Raw genomic sequence first — 25,314 nt, 5'->3', positions numbered from 1 at the left:
GAAAAGGCGGTGAAAGAAATCTGTAATTTGAAGGATTTCCTTCTTTTACTCAATGAAAATCAAAGAGTATTAAGACATGGCCCCGGCTTGCAAGCTATACATCTTGTGATAGGTTCCTCCCAATGCCAAGAGTTCCTCATGGGAGCCGCTCTCGATAATGCGCCCCTTATCCAAGACATAGATGCAGTTGGCGTCTTGGATGGTAGAAAGACGATGGGCGATGGCAATGGTTGTTCGACCCTGTCTCATCTTAGCCAGCGATGCTTGAACCAAACTTTCTGTTTCAGAGTCAATATTGGCTGTCGCTTCATCCAAAATCAGGATTTTAGGCTGACTGGCGACTGTTCTAGCAAAGGCAAGAAGCTGACGCTGACCAGTAGAGAAGCTCGAACCACGCTCAGACACAGGTGCATCATATCCCTGAGGAAGTTCTTGAATAAAGGAATCTGCATCCACGAAGGCTGCCGCAGCCTGGACCTGCTCATCACTAATGTCTTGGTACATGGCGATATTGGACTTAATGGTCCCGTGATAGAGGAAGGGATCCTGCAAGACCAGACCAATGTTTTTTCTCAACTCTTCCTGACTGTAGTCCCTGATATCCACATCATCCAAGAGAACTCGCCCTGACTGGAATTCATAAAAGCGCATGAGGACATTAATAATCGAAGATTTCCCTGAACCTGTATGGCCTACAAATGCAATGGTTTCACCCTTGTTAACCGAAAAGGAAATATCATCCAGAATCTGATGTTTACCGTCATACGAGAAACACACATGTTCAAAACGGATATTGCCTTCTTTGACTTTAGCCTGGCCATTTTCTTGAAGAGGCTCATAGGTCCTCTCGTCTATCAGGGCAAAGACACGACCTGCAGAAACCATAGAAGTTTGAAGGGTTGAAAAGTTTTGCGTTACTTCAATCAAGGGGTCAAAGAGACGATTGATATACTGGATAAAGGCATACATGGTTCCTGCTGTTATCCCGATAGAAAGGCCACGATAGCCAAAATAAGCCATCAAGACCGCATAACCTAAGAGTTTCAGCAAACTCATGGCAGGTCTCAAAAAGAGGGCATCCAAGGCTACAGAACGGTTGGCATAGACCAAGTGTTCTCGGTTGATCTCATCAAATTCCGCCTGCAGGCGCTTCTCTTGATTAAAGGCCTGGATAATCCTGATTCCCTCGATGTTTTCAGCCAGCTTGCTATTGATATCTGACAAGAGACTTCTGGTTTTCTCAATGATTTTCACTGATTTTTTCCGATAGAGATTGACCAAAAGGAGAATCAAGGGGAGAAAGAGCAAGACTAAAGCAGTCAAACGAAAATCCAACACCAACATGGTATAAAGGGTTGTCAGAAAAATGAAAACTGCTGAGATAAAGCTAGATAAAATCCCTGAAAACATATCGCTGATGGTCTCAGTATCATTGGTCAAACGAGAGACGATGGAACCTGCTGGCGTCTTGTCAAAATAAGACATGCCCAGCTTCTCCATATTGGCAAAGGCATCTCGACGAATATCCCTAACAATACTGTAAGACACCCGCGCAAAGAGAAGATTGCCGACATACTGGACCAGAGTTTGTAGGATATAAAGGCCATAGTAGGCCAGCAAAACGGTCACAGCGAGTCGGTTGAGATTGCTGAGATACTGGTCGATAAAGTGGGAAGCCACAAGGGGAATGACACTTTTGATGACCGTCGTCGCTAGGAGAAAACTGAGTGCCAAAAAAGTCAGAAGGCCGTAAGGCTTGAGATAGGACATCAAGCGCTTCAATACAGCCCATTGTTCTCGTTTATTCTGCATCTTCTTCTCCTTTCATTTCCAGCTGCTGAGACTGATAGGTTTGGGCATACCAGCCATCCAAAGCTAGCAAGTCTTCGTGTGTGCCCTGTTCAATAATTTGACCATTTTGCAGAACCAAGATTAGATCTGCATGGACAACTGCACTGAGGCGATGAGCCGTAATAATGGTTGTCTTGTCCTTTCGCGTCTCCTTGAGGTTGTCGATAATCGCATACTCTGTCTTGGCATCCACGGCGGACAAAGAATCGTCTAAAATCAAGATATCAGGGTCTAAAATCATAGCTCGACTCATGGCCAGACGCTGCTTTTGACCTCCAGAAAGACTGACTCCCTTTTCACCAATCAGTGTATCAAATCCTTGAGGCATGTCTACAATGTCTTGATAAACTTGAGCTAGCTTAGTCGCTTCCTCGACCGCTGAAAGGGGCAAGTTAGGATTGCCAAATCGGATATTGTCTAAAATAGAAGTCGCAAAGAGGAACTGGTCCTGAGGAACATAGCCCATAAGACTACGAAGATCTGTCAGACGATAGTCACGAATATTATGACCGTTTAGGTAAATAGCACCCTTATCCACATCGTATTCACGTAAGAGGAGCTTAATCAAGGACGTTTTTCCAGAGCCTGTTTGACCAACCAAGCCCAATGTTTGCCCTTTTTCCAGACTAAAGTGAACATTTGTCAGTGTTTCCTCATTTTCAAAGGCAAAGCTATCAATGACATACTGCAAGCGCCCATTTTCAATACTGTCTAGAGGAAACTCAGGGTCTTGTACAGGTGATTCCTGAGACAAAAGTTCCTCAATCCGCTGGTAGGAAACCTTGCCTCGCTGAGTGATATTAAAGAGGAAGCCGATGGCCATAAGAGGCCAAACTAGCATATCCAAGTAGCTGATAAAGGTAACTAGATTCCCAACGGTAATCTGCCCCTCCTGAACCATCAAAGAGCCCACCAAAAGCGTTAAAACATAGGAGGAACCAACAAACAAGAGAACCATGGGGTCAAAGAGACTATCGTATCTCATGGTTTGGAGATTCTTTTGGAAGGTCAATTCATTGACTGCCTGAAAGGACTTGAGCTCGTCCGCCTGGTACCCGAAAGACTTGGTCACTTTAATACCTGATACGGACTCCTGCACCTTGTTATTGAGTTCAGAAAAGGCAGCTTGTGATTCACCAAAGGCCTTATGAGTCTTTCTACCTAAACGACTGGTCGCATAAGCCATGAAAGGTAAGGGTAAAATGGCAACTAGGGTCATTTGCCACGAAATGCTAAAGAGCATGGTCATCAAGGTCACTAAAGCCGTGATAGAGGCATCCACGGCAGACATAACACCACCCCCTGCCAGACGCGTTAGGGCATTGATATCATTGGTTGCGTGTGCCATCAGGTCCCCCGTCCGGTAGGTTTGATAAAAAGCTGGAGACATTTTTGTGAAATGTTCAAATAAGCGAGAGCGCATAATCTGTCCCAAACGGTAGGAAGTCCCAAGGATATACATACGCCAAACATAGCGCAGATAGTACATCCCAAAGGCTGCAAGAAGCAAGTAAAATAGGGCAAGAAGGAGGTCCTGCTGGGTTAATTGCCCCGATGTGATGGCATCAATGACCCTCCCCATAACCATTGGGGGAATGAGGTTGAGGACGGAAACCAAGACCAGAGCCACAATCCCGACTAAATAACGGCGTTTTTCTAACTTGAAAAACCACCAAAGTTTTTGAATAATGGACATAACATCCCTTTCTGATTGCAAATAGAAACCTGAGGCCAAGACCCCAGGTTTTTCTTATTCATAGGTTACGACTGTGACCGCACCCTTGTCATACTCAGCGATAAAGATATTGGCTACATTGTCATGTCCTTGTTTGCTGAGATTATCAAGCAGCCACTCTTCGCTACGGCCAATCGTTTCCAAGACATCGACTTGGATCACACCGTCAGTCACAACTGGATACTTAGGATTTTCATCTCCTATTTGGACCACGATGAGTTGGCCATTTTGCTCCTGCACAGCTCGTTTGACTTGCTTCATCTGGAAAATTCCTTGGCTACGAAGTTTGAGAGCAACTTCTGCTGCAGACAAACCAACTGAACGACAGGCTTCTGGGTCAATCTGCCCATTTTTGATAAGGAGAGTTGGTTTTCCATCAATCAAGCGTTTGACAAAACGAACATTGTTATTGAGCCACTTGAGGGTCAAGACCAAAATCGTCCACATCATCAAAATCACTGCGTACTGCAGAATGCTGATTGAACTATTGTAAATCACCCCACCGATGATACCACCAAGAACATAGTTCTGAATTTGGTCTGTAGCAGAGTTAGGTGCTAGATTCCCCTTTCCTGTCACATTAATAACAAAAACAAGAGAGAAAAGACCCAAGGCCAGTTTGATTAAAATTTCCATATAATTGAGTGTCATTTGTTTACCTCCACCAATTCAATAGCGTCTGTTTGATTCAATTCTAATTTCTCTAAAAGATACTTGTCTGGTTGGCTCCCGTTCATGGCGCGGTAGAAATTTGGACCTACCTTGACAAGCGCTCCATCAGTGGCTGCAGAAGTATTGACATAAACTTCTGATTTATCCACTCCCAAGTCTTTGGAAACAACCTCTATAAAATGAAGGGAGGTTTGAAATTGATTGTTAGAGGCTTGATTGGTCTGGTATTTTGAAATTGTCACCAAAAGCATGGCTACTAAGGTCAAGGCCAAAATCATGACCAATTCCCGAAACTTAGTCCCCTTTTTATCTCGATAGGCCTTAAAAGCAAAAAATCCTGTGATAGCTAGGAGCACAATCCCAAAGCCAATCATGATTCCATTTTGTTGACTGATTTGGCTAAGCACATAGTCATATGAGTAAAATTTCATTTATTTTCACTCCCTTTCATAAAATCATTCTTTATTATAAACGAAAGAGGGTGATTTTTCAAACCATACGTTGGGGAAATAGACATATCAGACCAACTTCTCTAACTAATGACTCCAGTAGCTATTTCAAGATTCTGATTTTGATAATTGATAAGAATAGACACTAGGAATTATCACTACAAAGAAAAGTGTCAAGAAGAATACCCAGTAAACATATAGTTGCACAAAGGAATTTAGAAACAACAACAATCCTCCTAATACCCAAAGTTTTCCAGCTAGGCGATGCGTTTTTCTCCAGTTTTCATCATTCTCCAAGGTCCACGGTAGTCGAATACCGATTATATAATTTCGGTGTGTTTTTGGTAGATAATTTCCAATTACGATCATCACGATTCCCATAAAAATCTGAGCTAGTAGCCCACTCATCATGGAATAACCCAAAGATTCTCCGAAGATAGAAATCATTAATAGACAAGATACAAAAGGTATAATCCAGTAAATCAAAACTTGTATTTTTGAACTGATATTGCTAGATTTAGGATCCTTAATCATTAAAAATAGAAGCAACCAATGCATCAAAAGCATGAGAGTAGGTAATCCAAAGATAGCAGACATTTTATGATTGTAGCCATCTGCTTGACCCAGTAAATTAAAATGAGTGGGTATCTCCTCTGGTAATTGATTCCAGAAAACACAACCTACAAGGGAAGGTAGTAGGATGAGAATGCTCGTAAATAATACCAATTTCTTATTGATTTTTATCTTCATCAAAATGATCTCCTTTCAGATCTGCTAGCCAAACCATTATATCCTCTAAAACCGATGTATTTAACTCATAATAAATAAAGTTTTTTTCTTTCATTTCATGAATCAAATCCGCTGCTTTCAAAATCGTGAGATGGTGTGAAATAGTTGCACCTGTCAACTCGAATTGACTGGCAATTTCTCCTGCAGATAATCTACCTGCTTTGAGTAAATTTAAAATCTCTCTCCTAACTGGATGAGATAAAGCTTTAAAACTATTTGCAAAACTCATAATGACTCCTTTCCCTTTGTAATATTAGTAGGGCTAGGAATAAGCAAGGTAGAACTGATAGCATTCCGGTCGGTGATGGGCCTAAAATCAAGAGGCTTGAAACTTTTTCTCCTGGTAATTGGAAGAGTAACCCAAGACCTGCAGTTGCATTGATTGCCCCATGAAATAGGGCAGAAGCCCAGATAGAACCTGTCTTTTCCAACAACCAGCTCAACAATATTCCTAGGCTAAAACAAAATAGAAACATAGCAACAACTCCCAAAACGGGATAAGAAAAATAAGATAGTCCATAATTATAGCCTTGCAAATTGATTGGTAGATGCCAAATACTCCAAATGAGACCAAGCAAGACATGAGTCTGGACTAGTGAAAAGCGTCCTCTTAGAGCTGGGTAAAGATAGCCACGCCAACCAATTTCCTCTCCCAATGCAAAGAAACTATTAAGAAAAGGAGCGTAGGTCAAACTAGCTAGGATTTGAATCAAGGCCAAGAAAGATAAGGGAACGGTTGATTGAGAGACACCTTTTTCTTGTAAGATGGCTTGAATAGATTCAAAACCAAGGCTGAAATTGCTAGGGAATACAAGAAAATAAAGTCCCGCTCCTAAAAAACTGATGACAGCTGGTAACCAGATAGCTAGTAAGTAAAAGCGCCAGTTGCTCTTGAGATTCACAACTAATTTAGATTTGATTCCACTAGGTTGATTCGTGATTTTCCCTAAAATAAAGACTGCAAGTGCAGGCATCCACATGGCTACAATACTAGCAAGTTGACTCCATGGAGAATTTAGACCAACACCACTTAGCCATAGTGCCAACCATATTATCCAAGCAAGGGTATAAGCCAAGACCACAAAAAGAAGGATTGTTCTCTTATTTGACATATATGTAACGTCACTTTCTATTTAGATGTTTTTCTAAATAACATTATACACCTTTCCATTCTAAATACAATAACTATTTAGATTTTTTTCTAAATAGTTTAGGGAATTTTTATTTTCTCAGGATAAAGTCTAAAGAGTAATTTTCAAACCATACGTTGGGGAAATGCGTCTTTTTTTGGTATAATATAGTCTATAATCTCAATGAAAAAGGTAACTTTATGAAACTTATCTCATGGAATATTGATTCCCTCAACGCTGCCCTAACTAGTGACTCAGCTCGCGCCAAATTGTCCCAAGAAGTCCTACAAACCTTGGTCGCTGAAAATGCTGATATCATTGCTATCCAAGAAACCAAACTTTCTGCCAAGGGGCCTACAAAAAAACACTTGGAAATTTTAGAAGAACTCTTTCCAGGGTATGAAAACACGTGGCGCTCTTCCCAAGAGCCTGCCCGTAAAGGATATGCTGGAACCATGTTCCTTTATAAGAAAGAACTCACACCCACTGTCACTTTCCCAGAAATCGGTGCCCCTTCTACCATGGACTTGGAAGGTCGTATCATCACGCTAGAATTTGATAAATTTTTCGTTACCCAAGTTTACACACCAAATGCTGGCGATGGACTCAAACGCTTGGAAGAACGTCAAATCTGGGATATCAAATATGCGGAGTACTTGGCTGGACTAGACAAAGAAAAACCAGTCCTTGCAACCGGTGACTACAACGTGGCCCACAATGAGATCGACCTTGCAAATCCTGCCAGCAACCGCCGTTCACCAGGATTTACCGACGAGGAACGTGCTGGATTTACCAACCTTTTGGCAACTGGATTTACCGACACCTTCCGCCATATTCATGGCGATGTTCCAGAACGCTACACTTGGTGGGCACAACGCAGCAAGACTTCTAAAATCAACAATACAGGCTGGAGAATCGACTACTGGCTCACAAGCAACCGCGTGGCTGACAAGGTGACCAAGTCTGATATGATTGACTCCGGTGCGCGCCAAGACCATACACCCATTGTCATGGAGATTGAACTCTAAGGAGAAAACGAATGGACTATCAAGCTGTCATTCCTGAATTTGTAGTATCTGACATCGAAAAATCACGCCACTTCTACTGCGACCTGCTAGGATTCTCTGTCGAATACGAGCGCCCCGAGGAGAAATTTCTCTTCCTCTCGCTTGAAGACTGCCAGCTCATGTTAGAAGAAGGCAGCGCAGAAGAATTAGCTCAGCTGACCTATCCTTTCGGGCGCGGTGTCAATATTTCCTTTGGCATTGCAGATGTTCCTCAGCTCCACCAAAAACTGCTGGAAGCTGACCATCCTATCCATCGTCCCCTGACAAAAAGAGAATTTCGAGTAGGAGATAGCTTTATATATCCACATGAATTTGCAGTTTTGGATCCTGATGGTTATTTTTTAAGATTTAGTGAATAGAATAATAGAACCCTACAATACTGTATCTCGTTGTAGGTTTCTTTTTTGTTCGTTTTTCAAACAAAAATACTAACAAAATATTTGATTTATAAAGTTATTTAGTGTAAAATAAAAACATTGGCTCAAGCCTATTTAAAATTAAATATCGTTTTACTTGTTTATGTCGTGAATTGGCACGATGTTTCTACAAGGTGCCGGAACACCTAACAATAAGTAAGTCAGCTTGAGGTATGGCCTTTTTTGCCATGCCTATTTTGAGGACTTACTTAGAGATTAAGTAGGTCCTTTTTCTATTTCTTGCTAGAAACTTTAAACAAGCAAATGGATTGGCTTTTAGACTTTAGGAGGTCTTATGAAATTATTAGAAGAGCGCATCCTCAAGAATGGGCATATCTTGGGTGATAACATCCTCAAGGTGGATTCCTTTTTAACCCACCAAGTTGACTATCAATTGATGCGAGAAATCGGTAAGGTTTTTGCGGAAAAATTTGCTTCTGCTGGTATTACCAAGGTCGTAACCATTGAAGCGTCAGGTATTGCACCTGCCGTTTTTACAGCTGAAGCCTTAAACGTTCCCATGATTTTTGCTAAAAAAGCTAAGAACATCACTATGAACGAAGGTATCTTAACTGCCGAAGTTTACTCCTTTACCAAGCAGGTGACCAGCACCGTTTCTATCGCTGGAAAATTCCTCTCACCCGAGGACAAGGTCTTGATTATTGACGATTTCCTTGCTAATGGACAAGCTGCTAAAGGCTTGATTCAAATCATCGAACAAGCCGGTGCCAAAGTCGAAGCCATCGGTATCGTGATTGAAAAATCTTTCCAAGATGGTCGTGATTTGCTTGAAAAAGCAGGCTATCCTGTCCTATCACTCGCTCGCTTGGATCGTTTTGAAAATGGTCAAGTTATTTTTAAGGAGGCAGATCTCTAATGCAAACTCAAGAAAAACATTCGCAAGCAGCCGTTCTTGGCTTGCAACACTTACTAGCCATGTACTCAGGGTCCATTCTGGTTCCTATCATGATTGCGACAGCCCTTGGCTATTCGACTGAGCAGTTGACCTACCTGATTTCCACAGATATCTTCATGTGTGGTGTGGCAACCTTCCTCCAACTCCAACTCAACAAATACTTTGGGATTGGACTTCCAGTCGTTCTTGGAGTTGCCTTCCAGTCGGTAGCTCCCTTGATTATGATTGGGCAAAGCCATGGTAGTGGTGCTATGTTTGGTGCCCTTATCGCATCAGGGATTTACGTGGTTCTTGTTTCAGGCATCTTCTCAAAAGTGGCCAATCTCTTCCCATCTATCGTAACAGGATCTGTTATTACCACGATTGGTTTAACCTTGATTCCTGTTGCTATTGGAAATATGGGAAATAACGTTCCAGAACCAACTGGTCAAAGTCTCTTGCTTGCAGCTATCACTGTTCTGATTATCCTCTTGATCAACATCTTTACCAAAGGATTTATCAAGTCTATCTCTATTTTGATTGGTTTGGTTGTTGGAACTGCCATTGCTGCCAGCATGGGCTTGGTTGATTTCTCTCCTGTTGCGGCAGCACCACTTGTCCATGTCCCAACTCCACTCTACTTTGGGATGCCAACCTTTGAAATCTCATCTATTATCATGATGTGTATCATCGCAACGGTTTCTATGGTTGAGTCAACTGGTGTTTACCTAGCCTTGTCTGATATCACGAAAGATCCAATCGATAGCACACGCCTTCGCAACGGTTACCGCGCAGAAGGTTTGGCCGTTCTTCTCGGAGGAATCTTTAACACCTTCCCTTACACAGGATTTTCACAAAACGTTGGTTTGGTTAAATTGTCAGGTATCAAGACTCGCCTACCAATCTACTACGCAGCTGGTTTCCTGGTTCTCCTTGGACTCCTTCCTAAGTTTGGCGCCCTTGCCCAAATCATTCCAAGCCCTGTCCTCGGTGGTGCCATGCTGGTGATGTTTGGTTTTGTATCTATTCAAGGGATGCAAATTCTCGCTCGTGTTGACTTTGCTAACAATGAACACAACTTCCTTATTGCAGCTGTATCAATCGCTGCAGGTGTCGGACTCAACAACAGTAATCTCTTTGTCAGCATGCCAACAGCCTTCCAAATGTTCTTCTCAAACGGAATCGTCGTAGCTAGCCTACTCGCTATTGTCCTCAATGCCGTATTAAATCATAAAAAGAAATAAGAAAAAGAGGTGCGAGCCTCTTTTTATGTTATATCCTTACCTGTCTGTCTTCTGACCTTTGGCCTGTAACAAACATGGTAAAGGTTGCTTTGCAGACATTTCTGCCCTCTTGATTGGTGATATCGACATCTACTACACAAGTTGTGCGACCTTGATGGACGCATTCTCCTTTAATGGTCAGCACATCGTCGAGTTTTCCTGCTTTGAGGTAGTTGATAGAAGACTGGAGCGTCACTCCATCAAGCCCCAGAGATATGACCACCAAACCACTGATCTGGTCGCAAAGGGTAAAGAGATAGCCACCATGGGCATTGCCATAGTAGTTGAGAGACGAGTCCACTACTTTGGTCGTCACCACAACGTGACCATCTCTCATTTGTTCAATTTCGTAATTTTCAAAGGCAGATATAGCGTCAAAATGAAAATCTTTCATCGTTTCCTCCTGATATTTCAAACGACACTATGATACTACTTTTTATAGGACTGTGCAAGGAGAAAGCTCCTAGTCTGGCAAAATTCCGACCTGCTCCACAAAGCGCATAAAGGCTGTCTGCCCTTGTTCCGTCTGCTTGTAGACTCCTGCATCCTCAAGTACACGCGCAAAGATAGTACCCACAGAGTCCTTGACGATTTCAAGGGCTTTTTCTTTATCTGTTAGGGCTGGATATTGGGCTCTAAGTTGGTCTGCCCATTCCTGATGATAATCGGAAACTGTAACAGCTTCTCCCACGAGATAGCTAGCGACTTGCTCCACTTCTTCTTTCAGACGTGGTGGCAAGATTGCCAAGCCCATGACCTCAATCAAGCCGATATTTTCCTTCTTGATATGTTGGACATCCTTGTGAGGATGATAGATGCCATCAGGATGTTCTGCAGAAATCTGATTGTCCCTCAAGACCAAGTCCAACTCAAATTGTCCATTACGTTTACGAGCAATTGGTGTGATGGTGTGATGCAGTGTCTCGTCTGTCTCTGCCAAAATCTGCACTGCAGAATCTGAATACTGACGCCATTCCTGCAAAATCTTGTCAGCTAAGTTGATCAAATCTTCTTTGGAATCCGAAGTCAAACGCAATACTGACATTGGCCATTTGACAATGCCAGTCTTGACCTGCTCAAAACCAGCAAATCGGAAGGTCTTTTGCAAGGGAGCCAATTCCATAGGAAATACGTGATGGCCTCCCTGATAGTGATCATGAGTCAGAATAGAGCCCCCCACAATCGGCAAGTCGGCATTAGATCCAGCAAAATAGCCCGGAAACTGCTCTACGATAGCTAGCAGACGCTCAAAACTCTGACGACTGATAGCCATGGGACGATGCTGGCCATCTAAGAAAATACAGTGCTCATTAAAGTAAGCATAGGGCGAATACTGGAACCCCCACTCCTGACCCGCCATTTCAAAGCGGATAATACGGTGGTTGCTACGAGCTGGGTGGTTGACCCGACCATGATAGCCCTCATTCTCTAGACAAAGCTGACACTGAGGATAATTACTAGCTTGCACCAACTTGGCTGCCGCAATCTCTTTGGGATCCTTTTCAGGCTTAGAGAGATTGATAGTAATTTCAAGTTCACCGTAATCAGATGAAACACGATAAGCAATATTTTTAGCAATGGCCTTGAGTTTGATGTAGTCATTTTTCTGACTGAGTTGGTAAAAATCCTCTATCGCTTGCTCAGGAGAGTGGACATAGGTTTCCCAGAAGTCACGATTGACCTGACTCGGACAAGGGGTCACCAAATCCATCAGTTCAGCACCAAGGATTTCACGCGCAGTCTGACTATCCTCAATCGTCTCTAATCGAACGGCTTCCTCAACCAGCTGGTCCTTGAGGTCAATCAATTGATCTAGATCCGTCTCAACTTCCAAAACACCATCTCCCACTCGTGCCAAGACACGATTGGTCAGGTAGATTCGATCCATTTCCTCAAATGAACTTTCAGAAATGACATGTGTTACAAATTTATCTACTAAGGTCACTATAGAGCCTCCTTTTGACTAGTCAAGGACGCGAGTGCCACCTGCAACTTCAGCGATATAAAAGCTTGGAGCGTAGCCAACTACTTCCTCGTAGTGTTTTCCAACAGCTTCCTTAAAGGCATCAACAGCATCTTTTTGCACCAAAGCAATGGCACATCCGCCAAAACCTGCCCCTGTCATACGAGCACCGAGAACGCCTTCTTGTGCCCAAGCTGTGTGAACAAGGGTATCCAATTCCAAACCAGTTACTTCATAGTCATGCTCTAGGGAAACGTGTGACGCATTCATCAAACGACCAAATGTTTCCAAATCTCCTGCTTGAAGGGCTGCTTGAGCTTTAAGAGTACGTTGATTTTCAAGCACAGCATGGCGAGCACGTTTCAAACGATTTTCGTCTTTAATCAGATAGCTGTATTGGTCAAAAGCCCACTCGTCCAATTCACCCAAGGTTTGAACGTCCAAAGCCACTTGTAGTTCTTCTACTGATTTTTCACACTCAGCACGGCGTTCATTATATTTAGAATCCGCCAATTCACGACGTTTGTTAGTGTTCATGATAACAACGACATTGTCCTTCAAATCAAGTGGCACCAAGTCGTACTCTAAAGTGTTAGTATCTAAGTAAATAGCACGTTGGTCAGCTCCCATACCGATAGCAAACTGGTCCATAATACCAGAATTCACTCCGATAAAGTTGTTTTCTGTTTGTTTTCCAATTTTAACCAAATCCAAACGGTCTAGTTTTAAATCAAAGAGATGCTCTGCCACTACCCCTGTCAAGAGTTCCAATGATGCTGAAGAAGACAAACCAGCACCATTTGGGATATTCCCATAAACATAAAAATCAAAACCTTTGTCAATCACATGTCCAGCTTCTTGCAAGAAATGAAGAACTCCTTTTGGATAATTGGTCCAGTTGTGCTCTTTTTCAAACTTGAGGTCAGCGAGAGGCACTTCAATAATGCCCTTGTCCTCAAAGTTAGCTGAGTAGAAACGCAAGACTTGGTCATCACGTTTGCGAGCAGCCCCATAAGTTCCTAAGGAAATGGCCGCTGGAAATACATGACCGCCATTATAGTCTGTGTGCTCACCAATCAAGTTGATACGACCTGGTGAAAAGAAGGTTTGGTCTGCTTCTTGACCAAAAATAGCAAGAAAGTCTTTACGAAGTGCTTCTGCAGTAAGATGTTGTGTCATATGATTTCTCCTTTGACTGTCCGTTAAGTCACCTCAACGTGTAATCGTTTTCTTCTATTGTATCCGAGGGATTTCCCAGGGTCAATCCTTTTTACTAAATTTTTACTAAACTATCAGTAAAAAGTAGAAAAATATGATATACTAACCTTAAAGAAGGAGGATTTATGGCTACCTTAAAAGACATTGCACAGCTAGCCTCTGTCTCTATCGCGACCGTATCCCGTGTCCTCAATCGCGACCAGAGCCTATCTGTTACAGAAGAAACCAGACACCGTATTTTAACCGTTGCTGAAGAGTTGGGCTACACTAAGCACCTCAAGACAGGCGAGTCCCACAAGCCCAAGCAAAAGATTGCCATTATCCAATGGGTCAGCGAACAAGGGGAGCTAGACGATCTCTACTACTACCAGATTCGCCTAGGAATAGAAAAAAGAGCCCAAGAACTGGACTATGATATTTTACGCTATTTTAATGACCATCCTTTTACACTGAGCGAGGAAGTCATCGGGATTCTCTGCATCGGAAAGTTTAGTCGAGCTCAGATCTCTGCCTTTGAAGAATACCAAAAGCCTCTTGTCTTTCTAGATAGCGATACCCTCTCGCTGGGACACACCTGCATTATCACAGACTTTTACACTGCCATGAAACAGGTTGTCGATTATTTTCTCAGCCAAGGGATGGACCGCATCGGGATTCTAACAGGCCTTGAAGAAACAACCGACCAAGAAGAAATCATTGAGGATAAGCGACTGGAAAATTTTAGAAACTACAGTCAAGCAAAGGGAATCTATCATGATGAACTGGTCTTTCAAGGAAGCTTTACTGCCCAGTCTGGCTATGACTTGATGAAGGAGGCTATTCAGAGTTTGGGAGACCAACTGCCACCAGCATTTTTTGCAGCTAGCGATAGTTTAGCTATCGGTGCCCTCCGTGCCCTCCAAGAAGCTGGAATCAACCTGCCAGACCGCGTCAGTCTTATTTCCTTTAACGACACCAGCCTGACCAAGCAAGTCTATCCTCCCCTCTCCAGCATCACCGTCTATACCGAAGAAATGGGCAGAGCAGGCATGGATATTCTTAATAAAGAAGTACTCCACGGTCGCAAAATCCCTAGCCTGACCATGCTGGGAACCAGACTGACTCTGAGAGAGAGTACTCTGCCATAACTCCACAAATTAAAAATGACAAAAAATCCTAATAGAGAGTCTCAAATCTCCATTAGGATTTTCTTTTTTAGGCCATCACAATCATAGACTTAATGGTCTTACGTTCATCCATATCTTTATAAGCTTGATCAATATCTTCTAATTTATAGCTTGAAGTAAAGACACGGCCTGGATTGATATCACCATCAAGGACGGCTTTTAGTAAAAATTGCTTATCATATGTTGTCGCAGAAGCTGCCCCACCTGCTACAGAGATATTTTGCATAAATGTCGAACCAAGAGCACGATTATTATAGTGTGGGACTCCTACAAATCCCATACGCCCTCCATTATGAAGGACACCTAGCGCCTGTTCTACAGCAGCCTCCGTACCAACACATTCAAGTGCTGCGTCCGCTCCGCCACTGAGAATTTCACGCACCTTGGCAATACCTTCTTGACCTCGCTCAGCTACAAAAGCTGTCGCACCCGACTCCAGAGCCATCTTTTGACGATCTTCATGACGACTCATGAGGATAATTTGCGACGCACCACGCATCTTCGCCACGATGACAGCACATTGACCTACAGCACCATCACCAATGACCACAACCTTATCCCCTTTTTGAACATTAGCAACACGCGCCGCATGATAGCCTGTCGGCATAACATCAGCAAGTGTCAAAAGTGACTTGAGCATGCCTTCTGTATAGTCAGAAGGTTGTCCAGGGATTTTAATCAACGCCCAGTTGGCATAATGGAATCGGATATATTCCGCCTGGACACCATCTGACCAGTTGTTACCAATATGGCGATCACAAGTCCCGTCATAGCCTGCACGACAGGCATCACACTCACCACATCCATGGGTAAAAGGGACAATGACAAAGTCACCTGGTTTCACCGTCGTAATGGATTCCCCAGTTTCTTCGACAATCCCAATCGCTTCGTGTCCACTATTTTTGTGTCCAGCTTTCGTTTCTGGATTACGGTACCTCCATAGATCCGATCCGCAAACGCACGCACGAACTACACGAATAATCGCATCATCTGCGTCTATAATTTGCGGACGTTCAATTGTAGCAAGACCAACCTGACCTGCCTTTGTATATACTGCTGATTTCATTTAAATTTTTCCTTCCTTGTAAAGTTTAATTTTGAGATTTAAGCGATTTAAAGCCACCTGTAACTGAGACAAGCGCTCCTCTAATTTTTTCTTTTCCTCTTCTAAAATACCAAGCCTTTTCTCTCGCGTTTCATCCCCCTTTTGGTAGAGAGACATATAGTCAACTAAACTATCTACAGAGACACCTGCCGAACGAAAACACTTAATAAATTCCAGAGCTTCAATATCATGATCTTGAAAATCACGAATTCCAGTTGCAGTTCGAGTAATCGGTGGCACAAGACCAACCCGTTCATAGTACCGAATCGTATCCGCTGAAATTCCCAACAAGTCACTAGCAGATTTAATATTCATACACTAACCTCCTCTCATTCACTGAATTTAAGCTATTCTAACTCACTTATCTTATTATATAATTTTGAGTTGACTCCAAGTCAAGCATTTTGCGTCTAATCGAAAAATTTTTTATCATTATCAGTTCTCTTATTAGCATACCTTTTCATCAATCAAAGAAAGAGGTTGGGGAAAGCGTCTTTCAAATATGATACCAAAGAAACTGGAAAAAAAGTCTTTAAAAGCAAAAAGCGCATAGTATCAGACATTGAAAACCCTTGATACTATACGTTTTTTTGTATGAAGATTTACTTCATTTTCTCTTGAAATTGAGTTTTGTCTCAGCCGCTTTTTCTAGTGTTGATGCCCATGGGATTGCCCTAAGGCTGTTACCCTCCGCTTATGTTGCGCATGATTGCTTTGACTGCTATCTACTTCAATAGTGATATTCTGCACGCCTCTTTCTTCTAAACATTGACGCACCACTTCTTTGGTTTCCATCATCTGTTCCCAGTCCTTGATACAAATGTGAACAATAGCATTATTCTCTAGACCATCCATGGACCAAATGCTAAGTTGATTGACACTGTTGACATTGGGTAGAGCCTCTAAATCCTTCTCCAAATCACTTGTCTCGACTCCTTCTGGCACAGCATCTAGGAAAATTTTCAGTGCGCTCCAAAAGCGAGGAATGGCTTTCGACAGAATAAAGATAGAAATAACTAGTGATAAAAGCGGATCGAGGATATACCAGTCCGTAAATCGAAGAATAATCGCCATTAGAATGACGGCCAACCAACCAAGAGTGTCTTCCAAAAAATGCAGGCTAAGAATTGACTCGTTCTTTGTTTTCCCCTTACGAACTACCAGACTTGCTAGCACATTAATGGCTACTGCAATGATTCCCAGCCAGAGGATGCCTTCCTCATTGACGGGTTGCGGGTGAACAATCTTTGTGACATTTTCCAAGATCACTAGGACAGACCCTATCATAAGAATCACAGCCGTTAGCATGGCTCCTAAAAGACTAAAACGTTTGTAACCCAAGGTGTACTGTCTATCTTCTTCACGGTTTGAAATTGTTTCTAAAAGGGCTGAGATGCCAATGGCTATAGCATCTCCCAAGTCATGAACGGAATCAGCAAGAACTGCACTCGAACCAAAGATTCCTCCTGCGATAAACTCAACAATCGCATAGCTTAAATTTAAGAAAAAAGCTAACCAGATAGATGTTTTAGAACTCATTTCTCTCCCTCCTTTGGTATAATGGGTATATACATACTTCTTTCATTTGTATTATCTAATAAAATTCAAAGAAAGGATAGAAGCAAACTGTCAGCCATGTTCAGTTCTGAACAGTTTGTCTCAAGTGTCTACATGCCAAAAAGAGACCGTCGAGTCAGCAAGACGAAAAAAGCCATCTATCAAGCTTTTTTACAACTTTTGAACGACAAAGGCTATGATGCCACTACTGTTCAGGATATCATTGACCTAGCAGATGTTGGGCGTTCTACTTTTTACTGTCACTATGAAAGCAAGGAACTCCTTTTAGATGAGCTCTGTCGCTACCTCTTTCATCATCTCTTTGAAAGGGAAGGACACTTTACTACCGAGGACTACCTCGCACATATCTTTTTACATTTTCAGAAAAACCAGGACCATGTTACCAGTCTGCTATTTTCCAAAAATGACTACTTCCTCCGTCAACTCCATAAAGAGCTAGAACACCATGTCTATCCCATGTTGGCTGATGAGTTAAAAGAAGCCCACACTAATCTGCCTACTTCTTACCTCCAACACTTGGTCGTGTCCAACTTTATCGAGACATTGACCTGGTGGCTCAAAAAAGGACAAGACTTTACATACCAGGAAGTTGTCCAGTTTTATCTAGACCTTCTCATTCCTAAAAATTGAATACAGAGTAGAGCTCAGTTGCCTTATTTCTAGGCTACTGAGTTTTCATCTTTTCAACAATCAAAAAAGCCCAGACGACATTGTCTGAGCGTTCTTCTATATAGTCGTTTAACCAAGTTGAGTTTAGCTTTTCAAGCTATTTCTTCAACAAACCTTGTTCTTGTAGAAACTCCTTGGCTACTTGTTCTGCTGACCTGCCTTCAACACCGACTTGGTAGTTGAGCTGGCTCATCTGGCTTTCAGTAATTTTACCAGCCAATTTATTGAGAACTGTTTCCAACTCTGGATGTTTCTTTAGAAGAGCTTCTTTCATTAGTGGAGCCCCTTGATAAGGTGGGAAGAGTTGCTTGTCATCTTCCAATACCTGTAAATCATAACGTGCCAATTCCGCATCGGTTGAATAAGCGTCCGTGATTTGAATATCACCTGACTGAATTGCCTGATAGCGAAGGGCTGGCTCCATGGTCGCCACATTGAGATTGAGACCGTACATTGACTGCAAGCCCTTATTGCCATCTTCACGGTCATTAAACTCAAGTGTAAAGCCTGCCTTCAATTGCCCTTCCACTTTTTTTAAGTCCGAAATGGTCTTCAAGCCGTATTCCTGAGCAATCTTTTTCGGAACAGCTACAGCATAGGTATTTTGATAAGACATGGGTTTGAGATAGGATAGATGATCCTGTTTGGCAATGCCATCACGCGCCACATTATAAACTTGCTCTGGCTCATGACTCACTTTCGGTGATGGTTGCAGCAAACTTTCAGTCACCGTACCAGTAAATTCAGGATAGATATCAATATCGCCTTTTTTCAAAGCTTCATAAAGAAAGCTTGTTTTCCCAAAATTTGGTTTAACAGTCGCAGTCATGCTGGTATTTTCTTCAATCAGCAACTTATACATATTGGCCAAAATTTCTGGTTCCGGTCCCAATTTCCCAGCAATAACCAAGTTTTCTTTCTCTTTTTGAGCTAAGAGGGCTGGGCTATAAGACAGACCGAGCAATATTGTCACCAAGGCAAAACCAGAAAAAATCGTCCGCAATTTTGCCTTTTCCATCACTTTTAGTAGGAAGTTAAAGGCAATAGCAAGCACTGCAGCAGAAAGTGCCCCAATCAAAATCAGACTGGCATTATTACGGTCAATTCCCAAAAGGATAAAGGAACCTAGTCCCCCTGCCCCAATCAAGGCCGCCAAGGTTGCTGTACCGATAATCAAGACAGCTGCCGTCCGAATCCCAGACATCATAACAGGCATGGCAAGCGGAATTTCAAACTTCTTGAGACGCTCCCATCTGGTCATCCCAAAGGCAATCCCAGCCTCTTGCAGACTCGGATCAATTCCCTTTAGCCCAGTGATGGTATTTTGTAAGATCGGGAAAATCGCATAAATCACTAGTGCTGTTAAAGCCGGCAAGGTCCCAATTCCCATCAAGGGGATAAAGAGCCCCAACAAGGCCAGAGACGGGATAGTCTGAAAAATCCCTGCAATCTGCAAGACCCAATCCGCCATCTTCTCATGATAGCGAAGATAAACAGCCAAGGGAACCGCGATAAAAATAGCTAGTAACAAGGTCAAAAGTGACAACTGCAAATGTTGAGAGAGAGCTGTCAACCAATCACTAAAACGATCCTGAAAAGTTGCAATTAAATTAGTCATGAACACTACCTCCAAACAAGTCTGCTACAAAGTCTGTTGCAGGCGCTTTTAAAATTGTCTCGGGATTCGCTACCTGGCGAATTTCTCCATCCTGCAAGACAGCAATACGGTCCGCCAATTTCAAAGCTTCATCCGTATCATGGGTTACAAAAATAGTTGTCATCCCAAACTCTTTATGCAATTCCTTAGTCAGAGCCTGCAACTGTTTGCGAGAAATAGCATCCAAGGCTGAAAAAGGTTCATCCATGAGGAGAATCTTAGGCTGACCAATCATAGCACGGACAATACCAACCCGTTGCTGTTCTCCACCAGATAGTTCACTAGGTAAGCGATGTCCATACTCAGCTACTGGTAAACCAACCTTAGCCAAAAGCTCTTCTGTTTTCTGAGCAATTTCTTCCTTAGTCCATCCCTTCATCTCAGGAATCAGGGCAATATTTTCCGCGACCGTTAGATTAGGAAATAGAGCAATAGCCTGTAAAACATAACCAGTAGAAAGACGAAGTTCACGCTCATCATAGTCTTTGATGCGCTTGCCATCCATAAAAATATTTCCATCAGTCGGTTCCAAGAGACGGTTAATCATCTTGACCATGGTCGTCTTACCGGACCCAGATGGCCCAACTAAAACCATAAACTCTCCATTCTCAATCCGTAAATTAACATCTCTCAAGACATCTTTTTCTGTGTAACGTAAAGCTACATTTTTGTATTCAATCATTCTGTATCCTCAATTTAAAACTTCCCTCGATTGGTCAAGTCTTCTACCTTAGGCATGACTTCCTTATTGTCCCAATGCTCCACAATTTTCCCGTTTTCTAGACGGAAGATATCGTACTGGGCATAGGCAACTCCACCAATCTGATTCTGACCATAGCTAACCACATAGTTTCCTTGTCCTAAGAGTTGGAAAACAAGGTCAAAAGTGACCTTTACTTATAAACAGCTAATTTGCTCCATTTTAAACCTCATTTTCCTTCTCTTTCAGATTAGCCAAAATTCTTTCTTGAAAGGCTTCAAACTGCCGAATTTCTTCCTCTGAAAATCCTTTGTAAAAGATCGTATCCAATTTCTGACTGACACGATGTCCCACTTCTTTCTGGGACTGCCCCAAATCTGTTAAAACTAGATACTTCTTACGCTTGTCTTCCCCGCATGGACTAACAGTTACAAGATTTTGTTCCTCTAGCTTTTTTATCATAGTTGTTAGCGTATTATTAGCAAGCCCAGTCGCAAGCGCAATATCTGTTGCAGTTGCACAGCCAGTTTCACTATTCCATAAAACCGCTAAAATCTTGCCCTGCTCACTCCGATAAAGAGCTTCAGGGTCTTGGCTCAGTAACTTTTGAAAAATCCGCCCATTCAACAAACGAATATGATGGGCTAGCAAATGACTATCCTTCATAACACCTCCAATTTATTTCGATATCGAAAAGAATAAAACAATTGTAACACTCATCGTTCTAACTGTCAACTATTTCGATTTGGAAATAATTTTTCCCAGTAAAAAAATCTCCTACCCAAGATAGAAGATTTTAATCTTATAAACTTAATCCGTCATGTCCGATACCAAAGTTCGATGCTCCAACGGAATACTGCACATAACTAGTAAGAAAATGAAACCTGACTGAATCCAGAAGAGGGCCAAGTCAAAAATTCCATGTACAGCAACCACTGTAAGGAAAGACAGATAAAGACCGATAATCGGACGTTTCCCCGACTCCTGACTCATATCCATCATCAATCGAACAGGAGCAACAGAAGACAAAACTAATAAAATAGTCCCCACAATTCCGTAACTCAGAATCGTATCGATATATAGACTGTGAGCATGTTCATGATAAGGAGCATTTATCCTAGGATAAGAGTGCATGTAGGTCAATGGCCCCTCACCCCAAAAAGGATTTTGCTTAAACAAGGCCATCCCAGCATCCCAGATAGAAATGCGCTCTTCCATAGAAGAATCCAAAGTCCCCATCCGAACTCCCAAATCACTAGAAAAGAGGAAACTCAAGCCAATCGCGAAGACCCCAATACTAAGCCAAAAGGCCTTCCAGTTTTTAATGGTCGTAAAGAGATAGATGATTGCTCCAGCGATAATAGCAGGAAAGGCAGTTCGATTTTGAGTAAAGTTCAATCCAAAGAGATTAACAAAGCCTGCAAACACACAGAATACTTTCAACCAATTCAACTTGGTCGTTGTAAACAGATAGAAAGCAATCATGATACAGAAACAACAAATAATTCCATAATAATTAGGATTAAAGAAGGTCACTTCTGCACGATTCTGATGCCAGACCTGCATATTGGGTGAAAGAAAAGCATAGTTGAATTTCTTCACAATTTGGAAATGTTCTAAACTCGCAAAAGCAGCTGATAATACGCTACCAAACAAGACGAGCTGCAAAATCAATCGAAAGAATTTATGTGATAAAATCGACTGATAATGCAAAAAGAAAACAGTAAATAGAAAAATTCCTACTGAGGCCACAACTCCCATCCAATTTTGTGCAAAAACGGATATAACAGTACTATAGCCAAGAAAAAGAAGTAGCATCGGATGCTCCCCCATTTTCTGAAGAATACTTTTCATGTCTCCTGTGAAAATTAAACTGATAATATATAAACAGAATACAACTACAAAAAGATAAAAGGGTAAAAAGATACTCAGGATAATTCCCAATAAAATCAGCTCTTTACTAGACAACCCTTTCAGCTTTTCAATAAAGCCTATTGATTTCAAAATGAATCCTTTCTCTCCAAATCAGTTGATTCAGATAATAGTAAGCTACCCTTTATTGTACCACTTTTTTAGCAATTTGAAAACAAAGGAAACGTTTACTAGGTAAAAAAGGGAGCAAAAATACTGATATTTCAAAACTCAAACTTAATGACTAGATTTACTATAAGAAAATCATACCGTAAAGACTAGGTATATGTTAAAATAGTAGTAATATAATAAGGTTTTGACCAACTATCCAAACTATATTTAAATCATTTACAATATCTGAAGAAAGGAAACACTATGAAATCCTACCAAGCCGTCTACCAAATTCTAGCTAAAGAAACCGATTATATCAGCGGAGAAAAGATTGCAGAAGAACTATCACTGACTAGAACATCAATTTGGAAAGCCATCAAGCGTTTAGAACAAGAAGGCATTGAAATTGATAGTATCAAAAACAAAGGCTATAAACTGGTGAATGGAGACCTTATTCTTCCAGAACTTCTAGAACAAAATCTTCCAATTAAAATCAGTTTTAAACCCGAAACAAGATCAACACAACTCGATGCAAAAGAAGCAATTGATTTAGGAAATGAAGCAAACACCCTCTATCTAGCTTCCTATCAAACAGCTGGCCGTGGCCGTTTTCAACGTTCTTTCTACTCCCCACAAGGTGGCATTTATATGACACTCCATCTCAAACCAAATCTTCCCTATGACAAATTACCATCCTACACACTACTTGTAGCAGGAGCTATCTACAAAGCCATTAAGAACCTAACTTTAATAGATGTCGACATAAAATGGGTCAATGATATCTACCTCAAAAATCATAAAATTGGAGGAATCCTCACTGAAGCAATGACCTCTGTAGAAACTGGCTTAGTCACAGATATCATTATTGGAGTAGGAATCAACTTTACTATTAAAGACTTCCCTCAAGAATTAAAAGAAAAAGCTGCTAGTTTATTCAAAGCTCCAGCACCTATTACCAGAAATGAATTAATCATAGAAATCTGGCGTTCTTTCTTCAAAACGCCAGCAGATGAGTTATTATACCTATATAAAAAACAGTCATTCGTTCTAGGAAAAGAAGTGACTTTCACACTAGATCAAAAAGACCACAAGGGACTTGCTAAAGATATCTCAGAAAATGGCAAACTTTTAGTTCAATGTGATAACGGAAAAGAAATCTGGCTCAATAGCGGAGAAATTTCACTCAAGAATTGGAAGTAATAATAAACGAGAACAACCATAAAATCGACAATATATAAAGATTTTAGCTTTTCTGCAGCCCACTACAGTTGACAAAGAGCGCAAAAAACTTCAGATAAGTAATCCAATTAAGTTTTACAAATCTGAAGTTTTTATTCTACAATTCTTAAAAATACAAAAAAAGAGTTATAAACTCTCAATAAAACGGAGAATAAGGGATTCGAACCCTTGCGCCAGTTACCCGACCTAACGATTTAGCAAACCGTCCTCTTCAGCCTCTTGAGTAATTCTCCTATTAATGGGCACGAGTGGACTCGAACCACCGACCTCACGCTTATCAGGCGTGCGCTCTAACCACCTGAGCTACGCGCCCAAGTTAAAAACTTGGTAATTGAACAAAGTTCAAAGCGGGTGACGAGAATCGAACTCGCGACAACAGCTTGGAAGGCTGTAGTTTTACCACTAAACTACACCCGCATACATACTATTAATAAAATGGCGCGAGACGGAATCGAACCGCCGACACATGGAGCTTCAATCCATTGCTCTACCAACTGAGCTACCGAGCCTTATTGCGGGAGCAGGATTTGAACCTACGACCTTCGGGTTATGAGCCCGACGAGCTACCGAGCTGCTCCATCCCGCGTTAATATAAAAGGAGGATGTGGGATTCGAACCCACGCACGCTTTTACACGCCTGACGGTTTTCAAGACCGTTCCCTTCAGCCGGACTTGGGTAATCCTCCATACTATTCAAATGGACCTTGTAGGACTTGAACCTACGACCACTCGGTTATGAGCCGAGAGCTCTAACCAGCTGAGCTAAAGGTCCAACAAGATCATTATAGCGGCGAAGGGGATCGAACCCCCGACCTCCCGGGTATGAACCGGACGCTCTAGCCAGCTGAGCTACACCGCCATATATCGGGAAGACAGGATTCGAACCTGCGACACCTTGGTCCCAAACCAAGTACTCTACCAAGCTGAGCTACTTCCCGAGTTAAAAAGAAAAATGCACCCTAGAGGAGTCGAACCTCTAACCGCCTGATTCGTAGTCAGGTACTCTATCCAGTTGAGCTAAGGGTGCTCATTATATTATGCCGAGGACCGGAATCGAACCGGTACGATCGTTACCAATCGCAGGATTTTAAGTCCTGTGCGTCTGCCAGTTCCGCCACCCCGGCCTCTCTAAGCGAACGACGGGATTCGAACCCGCGACCCCCACCTTGGCAAGGTGGTGTTCTACCACTGAACTACGTTCGCACTGTTTTCTTCTATCTAAAAATGCCGGCTACATGACTTGAACACGCGACCCTCTGATTACAAATCAGATGCTCTACCAACTGAGCTAAGCCGGCTCATTTATTATATCTTAATGCGGGTTAAGGGACTTGAACCCCCACGCCGTTAAGCGCCAGATCCTAAATCTGGTGCGTCTGCCAATTCCGCCAAACCCGCATATATGACCCGTACTGGGCTCGAACCAGTGACCCATTGATTAAAAGTCAATTGCTCTACCAACTGAGCTAACGAGTCTAAAATAACTTACGTTATTCTAACGGTCCCGACGGGAATCGAACCCGCGATCTTCGCCGTGACAGGGCGACGTGATAACCGCTACACTACGGGACCTATGGGAGTTAACGGGATCGAACCGCTGACCCTCTGCTTGTAAGGCAGATGCTCTCCCAGCTGAGCTAAACTCCCTAAAGCTAAGCGACTTCCATATCTCACAGGGGGCAACCCCCAACTACTTCCGGCGTTCTAGGG

Annotated in this window: 24 protein-coding genes, 17 tRNA genes, 1 pseudogene and 1 riboswitch; of the genes and pseudogenes, 7 read left to right on the top strand and 35 right to left on the bottom strand. The window is 42.2% G+C overall.

Translation table 11 applies throughout. The features are described 5' to 3' along the window. Positions 1 to 69: 69 nt before the first annotated feature. The 7 genes from F9B91_RS02785 to F9B91_RS02755 all read right to left on the bottom strand — a co-directional run bounded on the left by F9B91_RS02785 (position 70) and on the right by F9B91_RS02755 (position 6,608). Complete coding sequence (locus F9B91_RS02785) at positions 70 to 1,812, bottom strand: ABC transporter ATP-binding protein (protein WP_150922459.1); 1,743 nt, start codon at positions 1,810 to 1,812, stop codon at positions 70 to 72. Continuing rightward, positions 1,802 to 3,547 carry an ABC transporter ATP-binding protein gene (locus F9B91_RS02780; RefSeq protein ID WP_024057623.1) on the bottom strand — a complete coding sequence of 582 codons (1,746 nt, stop codon included), beginning with the start codon at positions 3,545 to 3,547 and terminating at the stop codon, positions 1,802 to 1,804. Before F9B91_RS02780 ends, F9B91_RS02785 begins: the two co-directional genes overlap by 11 nt. 54 nt (positions 3,548 to 3,601) lie before the next feature. Beyond that, positions 3,602 to 4,237 (bottom strand): DUF421 domain-containing protein, encoded by a 636-nt coding sequence (locus F9B91_RS02775; protein ID WP_000174453.1) that lies wholly within the window; start codon positions 4,235 to 4,237, stop codon positions 3,602 to 3,604. Then, positions 4,234 to 4,689: a DUF3290 family protein gene (locus F9B91_RS02770; protein ID WP_000675332.1), complete on the bottom strand. Its 456-nt coding sequence runs from the start codon at positions 4,687 to 4,689 to the stop codon at positions 4,234 to 4,236. Before F9B91_RS02770 ends, F9B91_RS02775 begins: the two co-directional genes overlap by 4 nt. A 126-nt stretch (positions 4,690 to 4,815) precedes the next feature. Next, positions 4,816 to 5,457, bottom strand: a complete 642-nt coding sequence (locus F9B91_RS02765; RefSeq protein WP_125442989.1) for an SdpI family protein — start codon at positions 5,455 to 5,457, stop codon at positions 4,816 to 4,818. Beyond that, positions 5,438 to 5,725, bottom strand: a complete 288-nt coding sequence (locus F9B91_RS02760; protein WP_000006509.1) for an autorepressor SdpR family transcription factor — start codon at positions 5,723 to 5,725, stop codon at positions 5,438 to 5,440. The genes F9B91_RS02765 and F9B91_RS02760 overlap by 20 nt, the downstream gene beginning before the upstream one ends. Beyond that, positions 5,709 to 6,608 (bottom strand): CPBP family intramembrane glutamic endopeptidase, encoded by a 900-nt coding sequence (locus F9B91_RS02755; RefSeq protein WP_150922458.1) that lies wholly within the window; start codon positions 6,606 to 6,608, stop codon positions 5,709 to 5,711. Before F9B91_RS02755 ends, F9B91_RS02760 begins: the two co-directional genes overlap by 17 nt. Before the next feature lie 218 nt (positions 6,609 to 6,826). Here F9B91_RS02755 and F9B91_RS02750 point away from each other — a divergent pair, with 218 nt between their 5' ends. The 4 genes from F9B91_RS02750 to F9B91_RS02735 all read left to right on the top strand — a co-directional run bounded on the left by F9B91_RS02750 (position 6,827) and on the right by F9B91_RS02735 (position 10,248). Beyond that, positions 6,827 to 7,654 (top strand): exodeoxyribonuclease III, encoded by an 828-nt coding sequence (locus F9B91_RS02750; protein ID WP_150922457.1) that lies wholly within the window; start codon positions 6,827 to 6,829, stop codon positions 7,652 to 7,654. Between the two features lie 11 nt (positions 7,655 to 7,665). Then, positions 7,666 to 8,052: a bleomycin resistance protein gene (locus tag F9B91_RS02745; RefSeq protein WP_150922456.1), complete on the top strand. Its 387-nt coding sequence runs from the start codon at positions 7,666 to 7,668 to the stop codon at positions 8,050 to 8,052. A gap of 134 nt (positions 8,053 to 8,186) precedes the next feature. Continuing rightward, positions 8,187 to 8,282: riboswitch (purine riboswitch) on the top strand. 122 nt (positions 8,283 to 8,404) lie between these two features. Next, positions 8,405 to 8,986, top strand: coding sequence for a xanthine phosphoribosyltransferase (locus F9B91_RS02740; protein WP_060805817.1), 582 nt, complete (start codon positions 8,405 to 8,407; stop codon positions 8,984 to 8,986). Continuing rightward, complete coding sequence (locus tag F9B91_RS02735) at positions 8,986 to 10,248, top strand: nucleobase:cation symporter-2 family protein (RefSeq protein WP_150922455.1); 1,263 nt, start codon at positions 8,986 to 8,988, stop codon at positions 10,246 to 10,248. Before F9B91_RS02740 ends, F9B91_RS02735 begins: the two co-directional genes overlap by 1 nt. Positions 10,249 to 10,276: 28 nt before the next feature. Here F9B91_RS02735 and F9B91_RS02730 read toward each other — a convergent pair whose 3' ends face one another. The 3 genes from F9B91_RS02730 to F9B91_RS02720 all read right to left on the bottom strand — a co-directional run bounded on the left by F9B91_RS02730 (position 10,277) and on the right by F9B91_RS02720 (position 13,429). Then, entirely contained in the window at positions 10,277 to 10,681 is a 405-nt protein-coding gene (locus F9B91_RS02730; protein WP_000651223.1) for a PaaI family thioesterase, read from the bottom strand. Positions 10,682 to 10,750: 69 nt separating this feature from the next. After that, positions 10,751 to 12,232 (bottom strand): UDP-glucose--hexose-1-phosphate uridylyltransferase, encoded by a 1,482-nt coding sequence (locus tag F9B91_RS02725; RefSeq protein ID WP_150922454.1) that lies wholly within the window; start codon positions 12,230 to 12,232, stop codon positions 10,751 to 10,753. Between the two features lie 18 nt (positions 12,233 to 12,250). After that, complete coding sequence (locus F9B91_RS02720; protein ID WP_150922453.1) at positions 12,251 to 13,429, bottom strand: galactokinase; 1,179 nt, start codon at positions 13,427 to 13,429, stop codon at positions 12,251 to 12,253. A 164-nt stretch (positions 13,430 to 13,593) separates the two neighbouring features. Between F9B91_RS02720 and galR the strand changes: the two genes are divergently transcribed. Continuing rightward, the gene (gene galR / locus F9B91_RS02715; RefSeq protein ID WP_004259105.1) at positions 13,594 to 14,595 is read left to right on the top strand and encodes a DNA-binding transcriptional regulator GalR; all 1,002 of its coding nucleotides are present in this window, start codon (positions 13,594 to 13,596) and stop codon (positions 14,593 to 14,595) included. A gap of 67 nt (positions 14,596 to 14,662) precedes the next feature. Here the strand turns inward: galR and F9B91_RS02710 are convergent, their stop codons facing one another. From F9B91_RS02710 to F9B91_RS02700, 3 genes are all read right to left on the bottom strand, one after another. Continuing rightward, the gene (locus tag F9B91_RS02710) at positions 14,663 to 15,700 is read right to left on the bottom strand and encodes a zinc-binding dehydrogenase (RefSeq protein ID WP_150922452.1); all 1,038 of its coding nucleotides are present in this window, start codon (positions 15,698 to 15,700) and stop codon (positions 14,663 to 14,665) included. Next, positions 15,701 to 16,054, bottom strand: coding sequence for a stress response transcriptional regulator NmlR (gene nmlR, locus F9B91_RS02705; protein ID WP_001022624.1), 354 nt, complete (start codon positions 16,052 to 16,054; stop codon positions 15,701 to 15,703). 333 nt (positions 16,055 to 16,387) lie between these two features. Then, the gene (locus F9B91_RS02700; RefSeq protein WP_150922451.1) at positions 16,388 to 17,278 is read right to left on the bottom strand and encodes a cation diffusion facilitator family transporter; all 891 of its coding nucleotides are present in this window, start codon (positions 17,276 to 17,278) and stop codon (positions 16,388 to 16,390) included. A gap of 132 nt (positions 17,279 to 17,410) precedes the next feature. On the opposite strand from F9B91_RS02700, the gene F9B91_RS02695 reads away from it, so the two are divergent. Next, positions 17,411 to 17,947: a TetR/AcrR family transcriptional regulator gene (locus F9B91_RS02695; protein ID WP_004235331.1), complete on the top strand. Its 537-nt coding sequence runs from the start codon at positions 17,411 to 17,413 to the stop codon at positions 17,945 to 17,947. A gap of 136 nt (positions 17,948 to 18,083) precedes the next feature. Here F9B91_RS02695 and F9B91_RS02690 read toward each other — a convergent pair whose 3' ends face one another. From F9B91_RS02690 to F9B91_RS02670, 5 genes and pseudogenes are all read right to left on the bottom strand, one after another. Further along, complete coding sequence (locus tag F9B91_RS02690; RefSeq protein ID WP_125454890.1) at positions 18,084 to 19,604, bottom strand: ABC transporter permease/substrate-binding protein; 1,521 nt, start codon at positions 19,602 to 19,604, stop codon at positions 18,084 to 18,086. Next, entirely contained in the window at positions 19,597 to 20,325 is a 729-nt protein-coding gene (locus F9B91_RS02685; protein ID WP_000575242.1) for an ABC transporter ATP-binding protein, read from the bottom strand. The genes F9B91_RS02690 and F9B91_RS02685 overlap by 8 nt, the downstream gene beginning before the upstream one ends. 14 nt (positions 20,326 to 20,339) lie before the next feature. Beyond that, positions 20,340 to 20,534: pseudogene (locus F9B91_RS02680) on the bottom strand (polyketide cyclase); the annotation flags it as partial. 31 nt (positions 20,535 to 20,565) lie between these two features. After that, on the bottom strand, positions 20,566 to 21,009 hold the full coding sequence (locus tag F9B91_RS02675) for a MarR family winged helix-turn-helix transcriptional regulator (protein WP_084950227.1): 444 nt from the start codon (positions 21,007 to 21,009) through the stop codon (positions 20,566 to 20,568). 144 nt (positions 21,010 to 21,153) lie between these two features. After that, complete coding sequence (locus tag F9B91_RS02670) at positions 21,154 to 22,347, bottom strand: O-antigen ligase family protein (protein WP_084950229.1); 1,194 nt, start codon at positions 22,345 to 22,347, stop codon at positions 21,154 to 21,156. Positions 22,348 to 22,629: 282 nt separating this feature from the next. On the opposite strand from F9B91_RS02670, the gene birA reads away from it, so the two are divergent. Further along, the gene (gene birA / locus F9B91_RS02665) at positions 22,630 to 23,565 is read left to right on the top strand and encodes a bifunctional biotin--[acetyl-CoA-carboxylase] ligase/biotin operon repressor BirA (protein WP_084864558.1); all 936 of its coding nucleotides are present in this window, start codon (positions 22,630 to 22,632) and stop codon (positions 23,563 to 23,565) included. Between the two features lie 184 nt (positions 23,566 to 23,749). On the opposite strand, the gene F9B91_RS02660 is transcribed toward birA, so the two are convergent. The 17 genes from F9B91_RS02660 to F9B91_RS02580 all read right to left on the bottom strand — a co-directional run bounded on the left by F9B91_RS02660 (position 23,750) and on the right by F9B91_RS02580 (position 25,251). Further along, positions 23,750 to 23,837: transfer RNA gene (locus F9B91_RS02660), tRNA-Ser, on the bottom strand. A 6-nt stretch (positions 23,838 to 23,843) separates the two neighbouring features. After that, positions 23,844 to 23,917, bottom strand: a tRNA-Ile gene (locus F9B91_RS02655). A 33-nt stretch (positions 23,918 to 23,950) separates the two neighbouring features. After that, positions 23,951 to 24,021: transfer RNA gene (locus F9B91_RS02650), tRNA-Gly, on the bottom strand. A 19-nt stretch (positions 24,022 to 24,040) separates the two neighbouring features. After that, positions 24,041 to 24,113, bottom strand: a tRNA-Phe gene (locus tag F9B91_RS02645). 3 nt (positions 24,114 to 24,116) lie between these two features. Next, positions 24,117 to 24,190, bottom strand: a tRNA-Met gene (locus tag F9B91_RS02640). Positions 24,191 to 24,200: 10 nt separating this feature from the next. Beyond that, positions 24,201 to 24,290: transfer RNA gene (locus F9B91_RS02635), tRNA-Ser, on the bottom strand. 12 nt (positions 24,291 to 24,302) lie between these two features. Further along, positions 24,303 to 24,376: transfer RNA gene (locus F9B91_RS02630), tRNA-Ile, on the bottom strand. Positions 24,377 to 24,389: 13 nt separating this feature from the next. Further along, positions 24,390 to 24,463 (bottom strand) — tRNA-Met (locus F9B91_RS02625). 5 nt (positions 24,464 to 24,468) lie between these two features. Further along, positions 24,469 to 24,542: transfer RNA gene (locus tag F9B91_RS02620), tRNA-Pro, on the bottom strand. A gap of 15 nt (positions 24,543 to 24,557) precedes the next feature. Further along, positions 24,558 to 24,631, bottom strand: a tRNA-Arg gene (locus F9B91_RS02615). An 11-nt stretch (positions 24,632 to 24,642) separates the two neighbouring features. Further along, positions 24,643 to 24,728 (bottom strand) — tRNA-Leu (locus F9B91_RS02610). A gap of 7 nt (positions 24,729 to 24,735) precedes the next feature. Continuing rightward, a tRNA-Gly gene (locus tag F9B91_RS02605) sits at positions 24,736 to 24,807 on the bottom strand. A gap of 22 nt (positions 24,808 to 24,829) precedes the next feature. Continuing rightward, positions 24,830 to 24,902: transfer RNA gene (locus tag F9B91_RS02600), tRNA-Thr, on the bottom strand. Between the two features lie 18 nt (positions 24,903 to 24,920). Then, positions 24,921 to 25,002, bottom strand: a tRNA-Leu gene (locus F9B91_RS02595). A gap of 5 nt (positions 25,003 to 25,007) precedes the next feature. Beyond that, positions 25,008 to 25,080, bottom strand: a tRNA-Lys gene (locus F9B91_RS02590). Between the two features lie 23 nt (positions 25,081 to 25,103). Further along, positions 25,104 to 25,176: transfer RNA gene (locus F9B91_RS02585), tRNA-Asp, on the bottom strand. A 2-nt stretch (positions 25,177 to 25,178) separates the two neighbouring features. Then, positions 25,179 to 25,251, bottom strand: a tRNA-Val gene (locus tag F9B91_RS02580). Positions 25,252 to 25,314 lie beyond the last annotated feature (63 nt).

Origin of the sequence: Streptococcus mitis, from assembly GCF_008763935.1 — a bacterium.
GTDB lineage: Bacteria > Bacillota > Bacilli > Lactobacillales > Streptococcaceae > Streptococcus > Streptococcus mitis_DB.
This window is presented reverse-complemented; position numbering and strand designations above follow the sequence as displayed.

Coding starts and splice junctions, on each gene's coding strand:
- F9B91_RS02730 (WP_000651223.1), bottom strand. CDS start 10,681: ATGAAAGATTTTCATTTTGACGCTATATCTGCCTTTGAAAATTACGAA.
- F9B91_RS02700 (WP_150922451.1), bottom strand. CDS start 17,278: ATGAGTTCTAAAACATCTATCTGGTTAGCTTTTTTCTTAAATTTAAGC.
- F9B91_RS02710 (WP_150922452.1), bottom strand. CDS start 15,700: ATGAAATCAGCAGTATATACAAAGGCAGGTCAGGTTGGTCTTGCTACA.
- nmlR (WP_001022624.1), bottom strand. CDS start 16,054: ATGAATATTAAATCTGCTAGTGACTTGTTGGGAATTTCAGCGGATACG.
- F9B91_RS02690 (WP_125454890.1), bottom strand. CDS start 19,604: ATGACTAATTTAATTGCAACTTTTCAGGATCGTTTTAGTGATTGGTTG.
- F9B91_RS02720 (WP_150922453.1), bottom strand. CDS start 13,429: ATGACACAACATCTTACTGCAGAAGCACTTCGTAAAGACTTTCTTGCT.
- galR (WP_004259105.1), top strand. CDS start 13,594: ATGGCTACCTTAAAAGACATTGCACAGCTAGCCTCTGTCTCTATCGCG.
- F9B91_RS02785 (WP_150922459.1), bottom strand. CDS start 1,812: ATGCAGAATAAACGAGAACAATGGGCTGTATTGAAGCGCTTGATGTCC.
- F9B91_RS02740 (WP_060805817.1), top strand. CDS start 8,405: ATGAAATTATTAGAAGAGCGCATCCTCAAGAATGGGCATATCTTGGGT.
- F9B91_RS02760 (WP_000006509.1), bottom strand. CDS start 5,725: ATGAGTTTTGCAAATAGTTTTAAAGCTTTATCTCATCCAGTTAGGAGA.
- birA (WP_084864558.1), top strand. CDS start 22,630: ATGAAATCCTACCAAGCCGTCTACCAAATTCTAGCTAAAGAAACCGAT.
- F9B91_RS02695 (WP_004235331.1), top strand. CDS start 17,411: ATGCCAAAAAGAGACCGTCGAGTCAGCAAGACGAAAAAAGCCATCTAT.
- F9B91_RS02780 (WP_024057623.1), bottom strand. CDS start 3,547: ATGTCCATTATTCAAAAACTTTGGTGGTTTTTCAAGTTAGAAAAACGC.
- F9B91_RS02735 (WP_150922455.1), top strand. CDS start 8,986: ATGCAAACTCAAGAAAAACATTCGCAAGCAGCCGTTCTTGGCTTGCAA.
- F9B91_RS02765 (WP_125442989.1), bottom strand. CDS start 5,457: ATGAAGATAAAAATCAATAAGAAATTGGTATTATTTACGAGCATTCTC.
- F9B91_RS02685 (WP_000575242.1), bottom strand. CDS start 20,325: ATGATTGAATACAAAAATGTAGCTTTACGTTACACAGAAAAAGATGTC.
- F9B91_RS02770 (WP_000675332.1), bottom strand. CDS start 4,689: ATGAAATTTTACTCATATGACTATGTGCTTAGCCAAATCAGTCAACAA.
- F9B91_RS02745 (WP_150922456.1), top strand. CDS start 7,666: ATGGACTATCAAGCTGTCATTCCTGAATTTGTAGTATCTGACATCGAA.
- F9B91_RS02750 (WP_150922457.1), top strand. CDS start 6,827: ATGAAACTTATCTCATGGAATATTGATTCCCTCAACGCTGCCCTAACT.
- F9B91_RS02755 (WP_150922458.1), bottom strand. CDS start 6,608: ATGTCAAATAAGAGAACAATCCTTCTTTTTGTGGTCTTGGCTTATACC.
- F9B91_RS02775 (WP_000174453.1), bottom strand. CDS start 4,237: ATGACACTCAATTATATGGAAATTTTAATCAAACTGGCCTTGGGTCTT.
- F9B91_RS02675 (WP_084950227.1), bottom strand. CDS start 21,009: ATGAAGGATAGTCATTTGCTAGCCCATCATATTCGTTTGTTGAATGGG.